The sequence below is a fragment of the Pararhizobium polonicum genome (genome assembly GCF_001687365.1).
GTDB classification, from domain to species: Bacteria; Pseudomonadota; Alphaproteobacteria; order Rhizobiales; family Rhizobiaceae; genus Pararhizobium; species Pararhizobium polonicum.
In genome coordinates this window covers 1-17,646 of the sequence record NZ_LGLV01000028.1, presented here as the reverse complement: position 1 = coordinate 17,646, position 17,646 = coordinate 1, and the positions used below count along the sequence as shown (strand labels likewise).

General features: G+C 58.8%; 15 protein-coding genes and 1 tRNA gene. 1 reads left to right on the top strand and 15 read right to left on the bottom strand.

The annotated features are described in order from the left end of the window. From ADU59_RS29275 to rpsL, 4 genes are all read right to left on the bottom strand, one after another. The coding region (locus tag ADU59_RS29275; RefSeq protein ID WP_016734010.1) for a GTP-binding protein at window positions 1–197 on the bottom strand (197 nt) is incomplete at its 3' end. Window positions 198–270: 73 nt separating this feature from the next. Beyond that, window positions 271–2,370 (bottom strand): elongation factor G, encoded by a 2,100-nt coding sequence (gene fusA / locus ADU59_RS29270; protein WP_068959372.1) that lies wholly within the window; start codon window positions 2,368–2,370, stop codon window positions 271–273. A gap of 30 nt (window positions 2,371–2,400) precedes the next feature. Further along, a complete protein-coding gene (gene rpsG / locus ADU59_RS29265) occupies window positions 2,401–2,871 on the bottom strand; it encodes a 30S ribosomal protein S7 (RefSeq protein ID WP_068959370.1) in 471 nt (156 codons plus the stop codon). Window positions 2,872–2,949: 78 nt separating this feature from the next. Beyond that, a complete protein-coding gene (rpsL, locus tag ADU59_RS29260) occupies window positions 2,950–3,321 on the bottom strand; it encodes a 30S ribosomal protein S12 (protein ID WP_003507760.1) in 372 nt (123 codons plus the stop codon). A gap of 573 nt (window positions 3,322–3,894) precedes the next feature. Here rpsL and ADU59_RS29255 point away from each other — a divergent pair. Then, on the top strand, window positions 3,895–4,191 hold the full coding sequence (locus ADU59_RS29255) for a transcriptional regulator (RefSeq protein WP_068959368.1): 297 nt from the start codon (window positions 3,895–3,897) through the stop codon (window positions 4,189–4,191). 140 nt (window positions 4,192–4,331) lie between these two features. On the opposite strand, the gene rpoC is transcribed toward ADU59_RS29255, so the two are convergent. From rpoC to ADU59_RS29895, 11 genes are all read right to left on the bottom strand, one after another. Continuing rightward, a complete protein-coding gene (gene rpoC, locus ADU59_RS29250; RefSeq protein WP_068959366.1) occupies window positions 4,332–8,540 on the bottom strand; it encodes a DNA-directed RNA polymerase subunit beta' in 4,209 nt (1,402 codons plus the stop codon). A 188-nt stretch (window positions 8,541–8,728) separates the two neighbouring features. Then, window positions 8,729–12,874, bottom strand: coding sequence for a DNA-directed RNA polymerase subunit beta (gene rpoB, locus ADU59_RS29245; protein ID WP_068959365.1), 4,146 nt, complete (start codon window positions 12,872–12,874; stop codon window positions 8,729–8,731). Window positions 12,875–13,141: 267 nt separating this feature from the next. After that, a complete protein-coding gene (gene rplL / locus ADU59_RS29240) occupies window positions 13,142–13,516 on the bottom strand; it encodes a 50S ribosomal protein L7/L12 (protein WP_068959363.1) in 375 nt (124 codons plus the stop codon). 58 nt (window positions 13,517–13,574) lie between these two features. After that, window positions 13,575–14,096, bottom strand: coding sequence for a 50S ribosomal protein L10 (gene rplJ / locus ADU59_RS29235; RefSeq protein WP_068959361.1), 522 nt, complete (start codon window positions 14,094–14,096; stop codon window positions 13,575–13,577). 335 nt (window positions 14,097–14,431) lie between these two features. Then, window positions 14,432–15,127, bottom strand: a complete 696-nt coding sequence (rplA, locus tag ADU59_RS29230; RefSeq protein ID WP_068959360.1) for a 50S ribosomal protein L1 — start codon at window positions 15,125–15,127, stop codon at window positions 14,432–14,434. A 4-nt stretch (window positions 15,128–15,131) separates the two neighbouring features. Beyond that, a complete protein-coding gene (rplK, locus tag ADU59_RS29225) occupies window positions 15,132–15,563 on the bottom strand; it encodes a 50S ribosomal protein L11 (RefSeq protein ID WP_068959358.1) in 432 nt (143 codons plus the stop codon). Between the two features lie 270 nt (window positions 15,564–15,833). Then, the gene (gene nusG / locus ADU59_RS29220; RefSeq protein WP_060505015.1) at window positions 15,834–16,364 is read right to left on the bottom strand and encodes a transcription termination/antitermination protein NusG; all 531 of its coding nucleotides are present in this window, start codon (window positions 16,362–16,364) and stop codon (window positions 15,834–15,836) included. A 16-nt stretch (window positions 16,365–16,380) separates the two neighbouring features. Further along, on the bottom strand, window positions 16,381–16,581 hold the full coding sequence (gene secE, locus ADU59_RS29215) for a preprotein translocase subunit SecE (RefSeq protein WP_037214163.1): 201 nt from the start codon (window positions 16,579–16,581) through the stop codon (window positions 16,381–16,383). A gap of 197 nt (window positions 16,582–16,778) precedes the next feature. Continuing rightward, window positions 16,779–16,854 (bottom strand) — tRNA-Trp (locus ADU59_RS29210). Further along, complete coding sequence (locus ADU59_RS30490) at window positions 16,853–17,245, bottom strand: hypothetical protein (protein WP_139093249.1); 393 nt, start codon at window positions 17,243–17,245, stop codon at window positions 16,853–16,855. The genes ADU59_RS29210 and ADU59_RS30490 overlap by 2 nt, the downstream gene beginning before the upstream one ends. A 320-nt stretch (window positions 17,246–17,565) precedes the next feature. Then, window positions 17,566–17,646: EF-Tu C-terminal domain-related protein (locus tag ADU59_RS29895; RefSeq protein ID WP_010051863.1), on the bottom strand; the 81-nt coding region annotated here is incomplete at its 5' end.

The following is a 17,646-nucleotide window of genomic DNA, read 5'->3' as shown; positions in this document are numbered from 1 at the left end:
TCATATTCGACGTGCGCCGTCGAAATGGTGATACCACGCGCCTTTTCTTCCGGAGCGGCATCGATCTGGTCGTATGCCTTGAACTCGCCGAAATACTTCGTGATCGCTGCCGTCAGCGACGTCTTGCCATGGTCAACGTGGCCGATCGTGCCAATGTTAACGTGCGGCTTGTTGCGCTCAAATTTGCTCTTTGCCATTTCCGGCTCTCCGTTTTCTGACCCCTATCAAGGGGTAATTCTCTTGTTTCTGTCAGCTGGCGTTAGGCTCCGGTCATTTCTGACCGGAGTACTTCGCCTGGATTTCCTGTGCCACGTTCGACGGAACCGGCGCATAGTGATCGAAGGTCATCGTGTACTGTGCACGGCCCTGGCTCATCGAGCGCAGGTTGTCCACGTACTTGAACATGTTGGCCAGCGGCACGTTGGCGTTGATCACGACGGCGATGCCGCGCGATTCCTGGCCCTGGATCTGACCGCGACGCGAGTTCAGATCGCCGATCACGTCACCGACGTAATCTTCCGGCGTTACGACTTCGACCTTCATCATCGGCTCGAGAAGCTGAGCGCCGGCCTTCTTTGCCGCTTCACGGAAGCAGGCGCGGGAGGCGATTTCGAAGGCGAGAACCGAGGAGTCGACGTCATGGAACGCGCCGTCGATCAGGGTTGCCTTGACGCCGAGCATCGGGAAGCCAGCAAGCGGGCCCGAAGACAGAACACTTTCGATGCCCTTCTGGACGCCGGGGATGTATTCCTTCGGGATCGAGCCGCCGACGATCTTGGATTCGAACTTGAAGTCATCGCCTTCTTCGTTCGGTTCGAAGATGATCTTGACGCGGGCGAACTGGCCGGTACCACCGGACTGCTTCTTGTGCGTGTAGTCTTCTTCGTGCTTCTTCGTGATCGATTCACGGTAGGCAACCTGCGGCGCGCCGACGGTAGCTTCAACCTTGAATTCGCGGCGCATGCGGTCGACGAGGATGTCGAGGTGAAGTTCACCCATGCCGGCGATGATCGTCTGGCCGGATTCTTCATCCGTCTTGACGCGGAACGAAGGATCTTCAGCAGCCAGGCGGTTGAGCGCAAGGCCCATCTTTTCCTGGTCGCCCTTGGTCTTCGGCTCGATGGCGATCTGGATGACCGGCTCGGGGAATTCCATGCGCTCGAGGATAACCTGCTTCAGCGGATCGCAGAGCGTGTCGCCGGTGGTGGTTTCCTTGAGGCCTGCGAGAGCAACGATGTCGCCGGCAAAGGCTTCTTCGATGTCTTCACGGGAGTTGGAATGCATCTGCAGCATACGGCCGACGCGCTCGCGCTTTTCCTTGACCGTGTTCATGACCGACGTGCCCTTTTCGAGCTTGCCGGAGTAGATACGGGCGAAGGTGAGCGAACCGACGAAGGGGTCGTTCATGATCTTGAAGGCGAGCATCGAAAGCGGCTCGTCATCGGACGGATGACGCTCGATTTCGGCTTCGGTCTTGACGTCGATGCCCTTGATCGACGGAATGTCGAGCGGCGACGGCAGGTAATCGCAGACGGCGTCGAGCAGAGGCTGAACGCCCTTGTTCTTGAAAGCCGTACCGCAGAACATCGGATGGAACTTCACGTCGATGGTGCCGCGGCGAACCAGCGCACGGATCTGATCGTTGTCGGGCATGACGCCGTTCAGGTAGTTTTCCATGGCGGTTTCGTCGATATCGACAACGGTCTCGATCAGGAGCTCGCGGTATTCCGCGGCCTTTTCCTTCATGTCGTCCGGGATTTCGACAACGTCCCACTGAGCGCCGAGCGACTCGTCGCGCCAGATGAGAGCGTTCATCTCGATCAGATCGATAACGCCCTTGAATTCGGTTTCAGCGCCGATCGGCAGCTGCATGACAACCGGGATCGCACCGAGACGCGACTTGATCATCGAAACCGAACGGTAGAAATCGGCGCCGGTCTTGTCCATCTTGTTGCAGAAGATCATCCGCGGAACATGGTACTTCTCAGCCTGGCGCCAGACGGTTTCCGTCTGCGGCTCAACACCGGCGTTGGCGTCGAGCAGAGCGATCGCACCGTCGAGAACGCGCAGCGAACGCTCGACCTCGATGGTGAAGTCGACGTGGCCGGGGGTGTCGATGATGTTGAAGCGGCGCATCTTGCCGTCACGGCCCTTCCAGAAGGTCGTGGTGGCGGCGGACGTGATGGTGATACCGCGTTCCTGCTCCTGCTCCATCCAGTCCATGGTGGCAGCGCCGTCATGGACTTCGCCGATCTTGTGCGACTTGCCCGTGTAGTACAGAATCCGCTCGGTGGTCGTGGTCTTACCGGCGTCGATATGCGCCATGATACCGAAATTGCGGTAGTCTTCGATTTTATATTCGCGAGCCATAATGACTGCCTTTCGAAATTTGTTCGTCGATTACCAGCGATAATGCGAGAATGCACGGTTGGCGTCAGCCATCTTGTGCGTGTCTTCGCGCTTCTTCACGGCACTGCCACGGTTGTTCGCAGCATCCATGAGTTCGCCGCAGAGGCGATCGATCATGGTGGTTTCGTTGCGCTTGCGGGCAGCAGCGATCAGCCAGCGAATGGCAAGAGCCTGGCGGCGCTCAGGACGAACATCGACCGGAACCTGGTAGGTTGCACCACCGACGCGGCGCGAACGCACTTCGACGTGCGGAGCGATGTTGTCGAGCGCGGAATGGAACACGGTGACCGGCTCCTGCTTCAGCTTGCCCTGGACCGCATCGAACGCACCGTAAACGATGCTTTCAGCAACCGACTTCTTACCATGAAGCATGATTGCATTCATGAACTTGGTGACGACCAGATCGCCGAACTTCGGGTCCGGATTGATCTCGCGCTTTTCTGCACTATGACGACGTGACATACTTTTGTCTCTCAACTTTGAACCGGCGCCTTAACACGCGGAGAACCTCGCGCAGCGCCTAAAATCGTGGAACCCGAATTACTTCGGACGCTTCGCACCATACTTCGAACGGCGCTGCTTACGGTTCTTGACACCCTGGGTATCGAGAACGCCGCGAATGATGTGGTACCGAACGCCCGGCAAGTCCTTTACACGGCCGCCGCGGATCATCACCACGGAGTGTTCCTGAAGGTTGTGACCTTCACCCGGAATGTAGCCGATGACTTCGAAGCCGTTGGTCAGGCGGATCTTGGCAACCTTACGCAGAGCCGAGTTCGGCTTCTTCGGGGTCGTCGTGTAAACGCGGGTGCAAACACCACGCTTCTGCGGGTTTTCCTGCAGGGCAGGAACCTTGTTGCGCTTTACCTGTGCCTGACGCGGCTTGCGGATCAGCTGGTTTACGGTAGGCATATAACCATCCCTTACAAATTCTGTCTCTTTACCCTTGCGGGCGGATCAATGCCGTCTCCGGCGGTTTCGAACGCTTCACAAATGCGCAAAACGAGGACCGATCCGCTTTTCAGCAGATGGCCCGCAAAAAGCAGAGGACGCCCAAGTTTCAGCGTCTTGCGTGCATCATTTTGGTCTTCAGCGTGCGTTTCGAGCCTTGTTTGAGGCAAACTCCAGAACGTGTCGTTCCGAACCAGCCAGCCTCACATGGGCTCCGATGGGGCGGGGTGTACTGATTTCGGGGTGTCCAGTCAAGGGGAATTAACAAATATTCTTGGTGCCACAGCGCTGACATGCCTGCAAAACAAGGCTTTGAGGGCATGAGCGCGGCAGCGGGACCGTTGAGGGGACCTGAAATGCCAGCGCCCGGCATTCAACTTAAAGAATCATAAAGCAATTTCACAATCCAGCCCGGACGGGAAAGAATCGCCCCCTGCCCGGCACGATTCGTCGTGGAAGAGTGTTTTTTAGGACGCGCTGCGCTGCAATACCCTGTAAAGTCATTGCACACATCTTTCGAAAGAGGAAACAGCCATGACTGCCATCCCGGATAACGACAACAACCTCGACGGACCGATGATCTTCATCATCATCGGCAAGGCCTATGAACAGGATGGCGATGACGAGGGTGTGGACATCCACGTGATGCTGCGCGCGCCGGACGACGATACGGCCGTGCGCGAAGCCCTCAACGCGCTTGCCGAGGAAGGGTTCCTCGAAGCCGACCTCGACCAGATCGGCACGCTGACCGACGTTCCCAACGAAGAGCCGCACGCCTCCGCCTATCAGGGCGCGCTGACCGGCGAAGTGGCGATCATCAAGTTCGGCTGACGGACAGCGAATTTAATGCCGGGTTGCCGCCGAGCTTCCCGGCTCCCTTCCTCTGAGATGCAAAAAGCCGCCCGGATCGCTCCGGGCGGCTTTTTCAATGGGAGAGCGAGGGCGGCAGAACCGCCCTCGCCTTTCGAGCCTTATTCGGCTGCTGCTTCTTCCTTGGCCGCCATGTCGGCGAGCATCGGCGTTGCGGCGTCTGCGCCCGTGCCCTTGCGGCGCTCTTCGAGGATCATCTCGTCGCGGGCCGTGGCAATGCGGCGGATCTGGGTCATCGTGCCACCGGTGCCGGCCGGGATGAGGCGGCCGACGATGACGTTTTCCTTCAGACCCTGCAGGCCGTCGGTCTTGCCGGCGATCGCAGCTTCCGTCAGCACCTTGGTCGTCTCCTGGAAGGAAGCGGCCGAGATGAAGGACGGCGTCTGCAGCGATGCCTTGGTGATGCCGAGCAGGACCGGATCGCCGTAAGCCGGCTTCTTGCCCTGTTCGATCAGCTGATCGTTGACATCTTCCAGTTCGATGCGGTCGACGCTGTCGCCAACGATATAGGTCGAGTCACCGGCGTCGGTCACTTCCACCTTCTGCAGCATCTGGCGAACGATCACCTCGATGTGCTTGTCGTTGATCACAACGCCCTGCAGACGGTAGACTTCCTGGATTTCGTTCACGAGGTAGGAAGCGAGTGCCTCCACGCCCTTGATCGCCAGGATGTCGTGCGGTGCCGGGTTACCGTCGAGGATGTAGTCACCCTTTTCGATATAGTCGCCATCCTGAAGATGGAAGGGCTTGCCCTTCGGGATCAGGTATTCGACCGGCTCCACACCGTCTTCCGCAGGCTCGATCAGCACGCGGCGCTTGTTCTTGTAGTCGCGGCCAAACCGGATCGTACCATCGATTTCGGCGATGATCGCGTGATCCTTCGGACGGCGCGCTTCGAAGAGTTCGGCAACGCGCGGCAGACCACCGGTGATGTCCTTCGTCTTGGCGCTTTCCAGCGGCGAACGTGCAAGCACGTCACCCTGGGAGACCTTGGTGCCCGGCTCGACCGACAGAATGGCGTCGACCGAAAGCATGAAGCGGGCGTCGCCACCACGCGACAGCTTCATGACTGCGCCGTTCTTGTCCTTGATGACGATTGCCGGCTTCAGGTCGATACCGCGCGGCGTCGAACGCCAGTCGATAACCTGACGCTTGGTGATGCCGGTCGCTTCGTCGGTCGCTTCCAGAACGGAGATACCGTCGACGATATCTTCGAAATGAACCGTACCTTCGACTTCCGTCATCATCGGGCGTGTGTAGGGGTCCCACTCGGCCAGACGCTGGCCGCGCTTCACCTTGTCACCATCATCGACAAAGATCTTCGAACCGTAGGCGACACGCTGCGAGGAGCGCTCGACACCACGTTCGTCGAGAATCTGGACCGCCATGTTACGGCCCATCGCGACGAGAACGTTTTCCGAGTTGCGCAGCATGTTGCGGTTCTTGATCTGGATCGTACCTTCATACGACGCTTCCAGGAACGAGCTGTCGACCACCGTTGCCGTGCCACCAAGGTGGAACGTACGCATGGTGAGCTGCGTGCCCGGTTCACCGATCGACTGAGCAGCGATAACGCCGACCGCTTCACCCATGTTGACAGGGGTACCGCGGGCAAGGTCACGGCCGTAGCAGACGCCGCAGACGCCGGTCTGGATTTCGCAGGTCAGTGCCGAGCGAATACGGATCGACTGGATGCCAGCCTTTTCGATTTCGACGACATCGGCCTCGAGGATCATGCGGCCGGCATCGACGATACGGTCACCGGTAATCGGGTGATCGATATTGTCGAGAGCCGTACGGCCGAGAACGCGGGCACCGATGGAGGCAACGACCTGACCGGCATCGACGATGGCGGTCATGGTGAGGCCGGTTTCGGTACCGCAATCCACCGAGTTGACGATGCAATCCTGCGCGACGTCGACGAGACGGCGTGTCAGGTAACCGGAGTTGGCGGTCTTCAAGGCGGTGTCTGCGAGACCCTTACGGGCACCGTGTGTCGAGTTGAAGTACTCGTTAACGGTCAGGCCTTCCTTGAAGTTCGAGATGATCGGCGTCTCGATGATTTCACCCGACGGCTTGGCCATCAGGCCGCGCATGCCGCCCAGCTGACGCATCTGGTTCGGAGAACCACGGGCGCCGGAGTGCGACATCATGTAGATGGCGTTCATCGGCTTCTGACGGCCGTTATCGTCGAATTCGACAGCCTTAATGCGGGCCATCATGTCTTCGGCGACCTTGTCCGTTGCCTTGCCCCAGGCGTCGACAACCTTGTTGTACTTTTCGCCCTGAGTGATCAGGCCGTCATTGTACTGCTGTTCGTATTCCTTCACCAGGCTTTCGGTGTCACCGACGATCTTGGCCTTGGTATCCGGAATGACCATGTCGTCCTTGCCGAACGAAATGCCGGCGCGGCAGGCATGGGCAAAGCCGAGCTGCATGATGCGGTCGCAGAAAATGACCGTGTCCTTCTGGCCGCAATGACGGTAGACCGTGTCGATCATCTTGGAGATGTTCTTCTTGGTCAGTTCCTGGTTGCAGACGTCGAACGGCACGTTGGCGTTCTTCGGCAGAAGTTCGCCGATGAGCATGCGGCCAGGCGTGGTTTCATAGATCTTCGAAACCGGCTTGCCTTCGGCATCGACGGTCTTGAAGCGGCCGCGGATCTTGGCGTGCAGCGTCACCGACTTGGTTTCAAGCGCGTGATGCAGTTCGCCGAGATCGGAGAAGGCCATGCCTTCGCCCGGCTCGTTCTGGTTCAGGATCGACAGATAGTAGAGGCCGAGAACCATGTCCTGCGACGGAACGATGATCGGCGCGCCGTTTGCCGGGTGCAGGATGTTGTTGGTCGACATCATCAGGACGCGGGCTTCCAGCTGCGCTTCCAGCGACAGCGGGACGTGAACGGCCATCTGGTCACCGTCGAAGTCGGCGTTGAAGGCCGTGCAGACGAGCGGATGCAGCTGGATTGCCTTGCCTTCAACCAGGGTCGGTTCGAAGGCCTGGATGCCCAGGCGGTGGAGCGTCGGTGCGCGGTTCAGGAGAACCGGATGCTCGCGGATGACCTCGTCGAGGATATCCCAGACTTCCGGCTTTTCCTTTTCAACCAGCTTCTTGGCCTGCTTGACGGTCGAGGAATAACCCTTGGCGTCGAGGCGGGCGTAGATGAACGGCTTGAACAGTTCGAGCGCCATCTTCTTCGGCAGGCCGCACTGGTGCAACTTCAGTTCCGGGCCGGTCACGATGACCGAACGGCCGGAATAGTCGACGCGCTTGCCGAGCAAGTTCTGACGGAAGCGGCCCTGCTTGCCCTTGAGCATGTCGGACAGCGACTTCAGCGGACGCTTGTTGGCACCGGTGATGACGCGGCCACGGCGGCCGTTGTCGAACAGGGCGTCAACGGATTCCTGCAGCATGCGCTTTTCGTTGCGGATGATGATGCCAGGCGCACGAAGCTCGATCAGGCGCTTCAAACGGTTGTTCCGGTTGATGACGCGGCGATAGAGGTCGTTGAGATCGGACGTCGCGAAACGGCCGCCATCCAGCGGCACCAGCGGACGCAGGTCCGGCGGGATGACCGGGACGACCTTCATGATCATCCATTCCGGGCGGTTGCCGGATTCCATGAAGTTCTCGACGATCTTCAGGCGCTTCATCAGCTTCTTCTGCTTCAGCTCGGACGTGGTGTCAGCCATTTCCGCGCGCAGGTCGCCGGCGATCTTTTCGAGGTTCATCGACGCCAGCATCTCGTAGATGGCTTCAGCACCGATCATCGCTGTGAACTGATCTTCGCCGAACTCGTCGACGGCGATCATGTATTCTTCTTCCGAGAGAAGCTGATTTTCCTTGAGGGAAGTCAGGCCCGGCTCGGTGACGATGTAGTTTTCGAAATAGAGGACGCGCTCGATATCCTTCAGCGTCATGTCGAGCAGCGTCGCGATGCGGCTCGGCAGGGACTTCAGGAACCAGATATGGGCGACGGGAGCTGCAAGCTCGATATGGCCCATGCGCTCACGGCGAACGCGCGACAACGTCACTTCGACGCCGCACTTTTCGCAAATGATGCCCTTGTACTTCATGCGCTTGTACTTGCCGCACAGGCACTCATAGTCCTTGATCGGGCCAAAGATACGCGCGCAGAACAGGCCGTCGCGTTCCGGCTTGAACGTGCGGTAGTTGATGGTTTCCGGCTTCTTGATCTCACCGTAGGACCAGGAGAGAATCTTCTCCGGCGACGCAATCGAAATCCGGATGGAATCGAAGGTCTGCGCAGGCACCTGCGGATTGAAAAGGTTCATGACCTCTTGGTTCATGCCTATCTCCTTTATGGGCTATCGCCCTGAGCTTGGCAGAGAGCGCGGCAAATCCCGGGCGCCGGCTTCCTGCACGAAACGGATAAAACCGCATGAAATGCGGCCGCATTTCCTACCCTGCCCCGCTTACGCGAGATCCGGGTGGAAACGGTGCGCGCCGCTTGGAAAAGCGGCACGCACCTTGATGTTTACTCGGCCGCGTCCGGCAGCTGCTGGTTTGCCGCGTTGAGTTCGTCGAGCTTGGAATTCTCCAGTTCGACGCTGAGGCCCAGCGAGCGCATTTCCTTGACGAGAACGTTGAAGCTCTCCGGAATACCGGCCTCGAAGGTGTCGTCGCCACGGACGATCGCTTCGTAGACCTTGGTACGGCCGGCCACGTCGTCGGACTTCACCGTCAGCATTTCCTGCAGGGTGTAGGCGGCGCCGTAGGCTTCCAGAGCCCAGACTTCCATTTCCCCGAAGCGCTGACCGCCGAACTGCGCCTTACCACCGAGCGGCTGCTGGGTGACGAGCGAGTAAGGACCGATCGAACGGGCGTGAATCTTGTCGTCGACAAGGTGGTTCAGCTTCAGCATGTAGATGTAGCCGACGGTCACCTGACGGTCGAACTGATCGCCGGTACGGCCATCATAGAGCGTCGACTGACCGGAAACCTTCAGGCCTGCCTGTTCCAGCATCTCGTTGACGTCGGCTTCGACAGCACCGTCGAAGACCGGCGTTGCGATCGAAACGCCGCGACGGGTCTGCTCGGCCAGACGGACGATCGATTCATCGTCGTAGTCCTTGATCGGTTCGCCCTTCGGACCGGAGCCGATGACGCTGTCGATGGTATCGCGCAGCGGCTGAATATCAGCGCCCGCCTTATAGGCATCGAGCATGGCACCGATCTTCTTGCCCATGCCGGCGCAGGCCCAACCCAGATGGGTTTCAAGGATCTGGCCGACGTTCATGCGCGAAGGCACGCCGAGCGGGTTCAAGACGACGTCGACATGCGTGCCGTCTTCCAGGAACGGCATGTCTTCGATCGGCACGATGCGGGAAACCACACCCTTGTTGCCGTGACGGCCGGCCATCTTGTCGCCCGGCTGGATCTTGCGCTTCACGGCGACGAAGACCTTGACCATCTTCATGACGCCCGGAGGCATTTCATCGCCGCGCTGGACCTTTTCGACCTTGTCCATGAAGCGATGCTCGAGCAGCGACTTGGATTCGTCGTACTGGCCGCGGAGCGCTTCGATCTCGCCCTGTGCCTTTTCGTCTTCCGTCGCAAACATCCACCACTGCGAGCGGGGATATTCGGAGATGACGGCGTTTGAAAGCTCGGTGCCCTTCTTGAAGCCCTTCGGACCGGCTACGGCGACGTGGCCGCGCAGCATGTCGAGAAGACGCGAGTAGACGTTGCGATCGAGGATCGCCTGTTCGTCGTCGCGGTCCTTGGCCAGACGCTCGATCTCTTCCCGCTCGATCGCCATCGCACGTTCGTCTTTTTCCACGCCATGGCGGTTGAAGACGCGGACTTCGACGATGGTGCCGAAGGTGCCCGGAGGCATGCGCATGGAGGTGTCGCGGACGTCGGACGCCTTTTCACCGAAGATGGCGCGCAGAAGCTTTTCTTCCGGCGTCATCGGGCTTTCGCCCTTCGGGGTGATCTTGCCGACGAGAATGTCGCCAGGAGCCACTTCCGCACCGATGTAGACGATACCGGCTTCGTCGAGGTTCTTCAGCGCTTCTTCCGAAACGTTCGGAATGTCGCGGGTGATTTCTTCCGGACCAAGCTTGGTATCACGCGCCATCACTTCGAATTCTTCGATGTGGATGGAGGTGAATACGTCGTCGCGAACGATACGCTCGGAGAGCAGGATCGAGTCTTCGTAGTTGTAGCCGTTCCACGGCATGAACGCGACGAGCGCGTTGCGGCCGAGAGCCAGATCACCGAGATCGGTCGACGGACCGTCAGCGATGATGTCGCCCTTGTTCAGAATGTCACCGACGGTGACCAGCGGACGCTGGTTGACGCAGGTGTTCTGGTTGGAACGCTGGAACTTCTGCAGGCGGTAGATATCGACGCCGGACTTGCCAGCTTCGAGGTCTTCCGTCGCACGGATAACGATACGGGTCGCATCGACCTGGTCGACGACGCCGCCGCGGCGGGCCGCGATCGCAGCACCGGAGTCGCGGGCAACGATCGGTTCCATGCCGGTACCGACGAACGGGGCTTCGGCACGCAGCAGAGGCACGGCCTGACGCTGCATGTTGGAGCCCATGAGCGCGCGGTTGGCGTCATCGTTTTCAAGGAACGGGATGAGAGCCGCCGCAACAGACACGAGCTGCTTGGGCGAAACGTCCATCAGGTTCACGATGTCGCGCGGTGCGAGCATAACGTCGCCGGCATGACGGCAAACGACGAACTCTTCAACGAAGGACTGGTCTTCGTTGAGTTCGGAGTTGGCCTGAGCCACGTGATACTTGGCTTCTTCCATCGCCGACAGGTAGACGACGTCCTTGGTAACCTTACCGTCGATGATCTTGCGGTAAGGGCTTTCGATGAAGCCGTACTTGTTGACGCGGGCAAAGGTAGCCAGCGAGTTGATCAGACCGATGTTCGGGCCTTCCGGCGTTTCGATCGGGCAGATACGGCCGTAATGGGTCGGGTGAACGTCGCGGACTTCGAAGCCTGCGCGTTCGCGCGTCAGACCACCCGGGCCAAGAGCCGAAAGACGGCGCTTGTGGGTGATTTCCGACAGCGGGTTGACCTGGTCCATGAACTGCGACAGCTGCGAGGAACCGAAGAATTCGCGAACGGCGGCAGCAGCCGGCTTGGCGTTGATCAGGTCCTGCGGCATGACGGTGTCGATTTCGATCGACGACATGCGTTCCTTGATCGCACGCTCCATGCGCAGCAGGCCGAGGCGGTACTGATTTTCCATCAGCTCGCCGACCGAGCGAACACGGCGGTTGCCGAGGTTGTCGATGTCGTCGATTTCGCCCTTGCCGTCGCGCAGGTCGACCAGCATCCGGACAACGGCCAGGATGTCTTCCTTGCGCAGGATACGGACCGTATCGGCGGCATCGAGGTCAAGACGCATGTTCATCTTGACGCGGCCGACGGCGGAGAGGTCGTAACGCTCCGAATCGAAGAACAGCGTGTTGAACATGGCTTCGGCCGAATCCATGGTCGGCGGCTCGCCCGGACGCATGACGCGGTAGATGTCGAACAGAGCGTCCTGACGGTTTTCGTTCTTGTCGACCGAAAGCGTGTTGCGGATATACGCACCGACATTGATATGGTCGATGTCGAGAACCGGGATTTCGTCGAAACCGGATGTGAGAATGACGCCGAGCGACTTCTCGTCGATTTCGTCGCCGGCTTCCAGGAAGATTTCACCGGTGGACGGATTGACCAGATCTTCAGCAAGGAAGTTGCCGTAAAGTTCGTCGTCCGTAGCCTTGATGGCCTTGAGGCCCTTTTCCGTCAGCGTCTTCAACAGGCGCGGCGTCAGCTTCTTGCCGGATTCAACGACCACTTCGCCGGTATCGGCGTCGATCAGGTCGGAGAGAGCCTTCTGACCTTTCAGAACCTCCGGCTGGAACGGAATCCGCCATCCCTTGCCGTCGCGCTGATAGAGCGACTTGGTGTAGAAGGTCTCGAGGATTTCTTCGCCATCCATGCCGAGCGCCATCAGCAGCGACGTCACCGGAATCTTGCGGCGGCGGTCGATACGGGCGTGCACAACGTCCTTGGCATCGAATTCGATGTCGAGCCAGGAGCCGCGATACGGGATGACGCGGGCAGCGAACAAAAGCTTGCCCGACGAATGGCTCTTGCCCTTGTCGTGGTCGAAGAACACGCCCGGCGAACGGTGCATCTGGGAGACGATGACGCGCTCGGTGCCGTTGACGATGAACGTACCATTGTTGGTCATGAGCGGCATGTCGCCCATGTAGACGTTCTGTTCCTTGATGTCCTTGATGGACTTCGCGCCCGTATCCTCGTCGATATCGAACACGATGAGGCGCAGCGTCACCTTCAGCGGCGCTGCGTAGGTCAGATCGCGCTGACGGCATTCCTCGACGTCGAACTTCGGCTGTTCGAATTCGTAGGACACGAACTCGAGCATCGAAGCGCCGGAGAAATCCGTGATCGGGAAGACGGACTTGAAAACGGACTGAAGCCCCTCATCCGGACGGCCGCCCTGCGGCTCGTCCACCATGAGGAACTGATCGTAGGATGCCTTCTGAACCTCGATGAGGTTCGGCATTTCTGCGACTTCTGGAATTTTACCAAAAAACTTGCGTACGCGCCTGCGACCGTTAAACGAAAGGGTCTGAGCCATCGTCGCTCCTTTAAAAATTGCACCCGGGCCTGCAACAGACGGCGACCGCTGGCCAGTCGGCACCGTCAATCAATGGGTCGTTCAATCTCGTCCAACCCCCGAAAACGCTTAGCACGGATTGCTGTGGCGTCTTTGGTTCGAGACTATCCTCTTGAAGAACCCATTACCCAAAAGCCGTTTTCAATAGGCTTTTGGGTAATACGTTCAGAAAGCGGTCAAAGAGAGGCGGCCATTTGCATGGCCACCCCTCCTTTAAAGTAGGCAGAATTACTTGACGTCAACCTTGGCGCCAGCGTCTTCCAGCTTCTTCTTGAGATCAGCAGCTTCAGCCTTGGAAACGCCTTCCTTGACAGCCTTCGGAGCGGCTTCAACGAGGTCCTTGGCTTCCTTCAGGCCGAGGCCTGTGATCGCGCGGACTTCCTTGATGACGTTGATCTTGTTTGCGCCGGCATCAGCGAGGATGACGTCGAATTCAGTCTTTTCTTCTTCAACAACAGCGGCAGCAGCGCCACCGGCAGCAGCAACAGCTACCGGAGCAGCGGCGGAAACGCCCCACTTTTCTTCAAGAAGCTTCGACAGTTCTGCAGCTTCCAGAACGGTCAGCGAGGAGAGGTCTTCAACGATCTTAGAGAGATCAGCCATTTTTTAGTTCCTTTTGTTCGGTTCGAACTTGGTTAGATATAAACAACGAAAAACCGCCTTATGCGGCTTCCTCGTCCTTCTTGGCGTAGGCCGCAAACACGCGGGCAAGCTGGCTTGCCGGTGCTGCAACAACCGATGCGATGCGCGTTGCCGGGGTCTGAATCATACCCAGCAGCTTTGCACGCAGCTCGTCCAGCGACGGCAGGGTCGCAAGCGACTTGACTGCATCCGCGGTGAGCGTGGTTGCGCCCATGGCGCCGCCCAGGACAACGATCTTGTCGTTGGTCTTGGCGAAATCCATGACGACCTTCGGAGCCGTTACGGGATCGGCGCTGAATGCTACCAGCGTCTGACCCTTGAAGAGATTTGTCATCCCTTCGGCTTCCGTACCCTGAAGGGCAATTTTGGCCAGGCGGTTCTTCGCGACTTTGACGGTGCCGCCAGCAGCGCGCATCTTCGAACGGAAGTCGTTCATCTGTGCGACTGTGACACCAGCATAGTGGGCCACGACAACCGAACCGGCGCCCTTGAAGGACTCGTTCAGCTCCGTGACGAATTCGCGTTTTTCCGCTCTTTCCACTGCCTATCTCCAGTTGACTGGACCGCAAAACACGGGACCAGTCGGTTTGCCTTTGCCACATGGGATCAGAGATGATCCCAAGCGACGCTCGAGGATCCTGTCCCCTGCGCGGTCCCGTTTGAGCGGTTCCGGCACAAGGCAAGCCGAGGTTCGAACCGAATTTCCACGCTTGCGCGCGTCAAATGAAATTCGGGACTCACCCATCTCATGCAGGCTGAAGTGATTAAGGGATAACCACCTGCAATCTCGGACAGGAGTTCCGGGTTTGATCCCGGAATTTCCGGCCCCGAAGAGCCGGAAATCTGTGACCGGACCAGAGGCCCGGATAAACGTGATTAGGCGCTGACCGTCGACGGGTCGATCTTGACGCCCGGGCCCATGGTCGAGGAAATCGCCACGCGCTTGACGTAGTTGCCCTTGGCGCCAGCCGGCTTTGCCTTGATGACGGCATCTGCGAAAGCGCGGATGTTTTCTTCAAGAGCAACAGCATCGAACGATGCCTTGCCGATGCCTGCATGAACGATACCGGCCTTTTCGACGCGGAACTCGACAGCGCCGCCCTTCGATGCCTTGACAGCACCGGCGACGTCCATCGTGACGGTTCCGACCTTCGGGTTCGGCATCATGCCGCGCGGGCCGAGAACCTTACCGAGACGGCCGACGAGCGGCATCATGTCCGGGGTTGCGATGCAACGATCGAAATCGATCTTGCCGCCCTGGACGATCTCGACGAGATCTTCTGCACCAACGACGTCTGCGCCGGCTGCCTTGGCTTCATCAGCCTTGGCGCCACGTGCGAACACGGCGACGCGAACCGTACGGCCAGTGCCGTTCGGCAGGTTGACGACGCCACGGACCATCTGGTCGGCGTGACGCGGATCAACGCCGAGGTTCATCGCAACTTCGATGGTTTCATCGAACTTGGCGATCGCCCGGGCCTTGACCAGGGTGATGGCTTCCGACAGCGCGACGAGCTTCGTCGGGTCGATGCCTTCGCGGGTCTTCTGTACGCGCTTTGCAATCTTTGTCATGGTCTCAACCTGCCACTTCCAGGCCCATGGAGCGGGCGGAGCCCTCAACCATTGCCATTGCGCCTTCGATATCAGCCGCGTTCAGATCCTTCATCTTGGCTTCAGCGATCTTGCGAACCTGATCCTTGGTGAGGGTACCGGCCTTGGGGCCCTTGCCGGGCGTCTTCGAACCGGCTGTCAGCTTCGCTTCCTTCTTCAGGAAGTAGCTGACCGGCGGCTGCTTCATGATGAAGGTGAAGGACTTGTCCTGGTAGTAGGTGATGACGACCGGGATCGGCATGCCCTTTTCCAGTTCCTGCGTGGCGGCATTAAACGCCTTGCAGAATTCCATGATGTTTACGCCACGCTGACCAAGTGCCGGGCCGATTGGCGGGGACGGGTTTGCCGATCCTGCCTTGACCTGAAGCTTGAGCTGGCCTGCAACTTTCTTAGCCATTTCTCTCTGCCTTTATGGTTTTCCCGGCACTCCTGCCCGCCATATGCGAACCGGAACCGGAAACGTTACAACCGGTTTCCCGGCCTCTCATGCCGCCCTTTCAAAAGGACGGCGGCTGCGGTTGCGTGGTGCGGACTGACCGATCCGGCTAAGACCGGCGCCCTTCCACGCGACTTGCGGGCTTGCCCGCATCTGCCGGATACATCGATCCGGCAAAACCAAACGAAAGCTGCGCAGCCGAACAGAATTCAGCGCTGCAGCCTTCAGAAATCAGACTTTCTCGACCTGAGCGTACTCAAGATCCACCGGCGTTGCGCGGCCGAAGATGGACACTTCGACCTTGAGGCGCGAACGCTCCTCGTCAACGTCCTGCACGATACCATTGAACGAAGCAAACGGACCGTCGGATACACGCACCTGCTCGCCGACCTCGAAGGAGATCGAAGGCTTCGGACGATCAACACCGTCCTGAACCTGACCGAGAATGCGCTCTGCTTCAAAATCAGGGATCGGAACCGGCTTGTTGTCGGAACCGAGGAACCCCGTGACCTTGGGTGTATTCTTGATGAGGTGATAGGCCTCATCCGTCAGGTTGGCGCGCACCAGCACGTAACCCGGAAAGAACTTGCGCTCGGCATCGACCTTGCGGCCACGACGAACCTCGACGACCTTTTCGGTCGGAACGAGAATCTTTTCAAACAGATGGCTCAGGCCCTTCTGCTTGGCTTTCTCCTCGATCGATTCAGCGACCTTCTTCTCGAAATTCGAGTAGGCGTGAACGATGTACCAACGCGCTGCCATATTCATCCCCAACCGTTCAAACGCCAGCATTCAGGACGAGGCCAATCAGCCAGCCCATCAGTTGGTCCGCAGCAAAAAAGAAGATAGCCGCAAAGAAGACCATGACGAATACCATCAGCGTCGAGATCATCGTCTCACGCCGCGAAGGCCATGTCACTTTCGCCGTCTCGGAGCGCACCTGCTGCAGAAACGTAAATGGATTTGTTTTGGATGCCATTGAATGCTCACGCCTTAACGGCCCGTAAAGCTGACGATCAGCCCCACGCGCCGCGTGTCTGTTTGAACCCTACATAAAGACCGATTCCATAAATCACAAGAGGTCAACGGTCTTTTTGCGAAATTAGCCGGAGAAGACGAGCCTTCTCCCTGTATAGTCTGCCAGCAGCACCGCTGCATATTCTGCGCTGTGTCGAATGGCAGGGGCAGTAAGGCTCGAACTTACGACCTGCGGTTTTGGAGACCGCCGCTCTACCAACTGAGCTATACCCCTAGACCAGCAGCGCCGAATGCTTGAAAGCCGAAGCGCCGCGTGAAGTCTGCGGCTTATTATTCAGTTTGCCGCAGGATGACAAGCACCTTTGCCGGAAAAAAGAAAGAATTCTGAACCATCCTGGCTTCTTTTTCCGAAGGCAAACCCCGAGCGATCTCCCGCCCGCCTCATGCAGATCGCCGACGGCGGCCGTTTCCGGCATATTGATGCCGAAACACAGGCGCCCGGCAACGGCGTTTGCCGTCTTTTCTATGTTCGCCCTGGGTGATCCGTTACGCGCCATCATAGGAGCGCCCTGCCCCTCTCTGACCTCAAACAATTCCGGTGCGACAATATACGGCGAAGATTCAGCCGCTGCCTGCGCCATCGGCTGCAGGGTAAGGCGAATCAACGCGACGACCTCGTGGCCCCCATTGATCAGACAGGACGCCGCATGCCCCTCGCCTTGACGGTGACGCTTGCTTATAGCGCGCAGCTGAGGCGGCAGACAGTTAGGGCTAACTTGCCCTGGTCGAGCACCTCCCTCCCGCCGTCGCGTACCCAAAACGGCAAAGGCCCCGCTGTTTCCAGCGGGGCCTTCTGAAACCGATGAATCCGAAGATTACTCGACGATGGACGCTACGATGCCGGCGCCGCATGCAAATCGCGCTTGCGCGCCATTTGCACCACCTTTGTTGCCGTCGGCAGCTTTCGCCATCGTCTTATCGATTGTTATTCAACAATCGAAGCGACGATGCCGGCGCCGACGGTACGGCCGCCTTCGCGGATTGCGAAGCGCAGCTTTTCTTCCAT

Bases quoted from the DNA above. Each gene is read 5' to 3' on its own strand.
- rpoB (WP_068959365.1), bottom strand. From the start codon at position 12,874: ATGGCTCAGACCCTTTCGTTTAACGGTCGCAGGCGCGTACGCAAGTTT.
- nusG (WP_060505015.1), bottom strand. From the start codon at position 16,364: ATGGCAGCGCGTTGGTACATCGTTCACGCCTACTCGAATTTCGAGAAG.
- secE (WP_037214163.1), bottom strand. From the start codon at position 16,581: ATGGCATCCAAAACAAATCCATTTACGTTTCTGCAGCAGGTGCGCTCC.
- ADU59_RS29255 (WP_068959368.1), top strand. From the start codon at position 3,895: ATGACTGCCATCCCGGATAACGACAACAACCTCGACGGACCGATGATC.
- fusA (WP_068959372.1), bottom strand. From the start codon at position 2,370: ATGGCTCGCGAATATAAAATCGAAGACTACCGCAATTTCGGTATCATG.
- rpoC (WP_068959366.1), bottom strand. From the start codon at position 8,540: ATGAACCAAGAGGTCATGAACCTTTTCAATCCGCAGGTGCCTGCGCAG.
- rpsL (WP_003507760.1), bottom strand. From the start codon at position 3,321: ATGCCTACCGTAAACCAGCTGATCCGCAAGCCGCGTCAGGCACAGGTA.
- rpsG (WP_068959370.1), bottom strand. From the start codon at position 2,871: ATGTCACGTCGTCATAGTGCAGAAAAGCGCGAGATCAATCCGGACCCG.
- rplA (WP_068959360.1), bottom strand. From the start codon at position 15,127: ATGACAAAGATTGCAAAGCGCGTACAGAAGACCCGCGAAGGCATCGAC.
- rplL (WP_068959363.1), bottom strand. From the start codon at position 13,516: ATGGCTGATCTCTCTAAGATCGTTGAAGACCTCTCCTCGCTGACCGTT.
- rplK (WP_068959358.1), bottom strand. From the start codon at position 15,563: ATGGCTAAGAAAGTTGCAGGCCAGCTCAAGCTTCAGGTCAAGGCAGGA.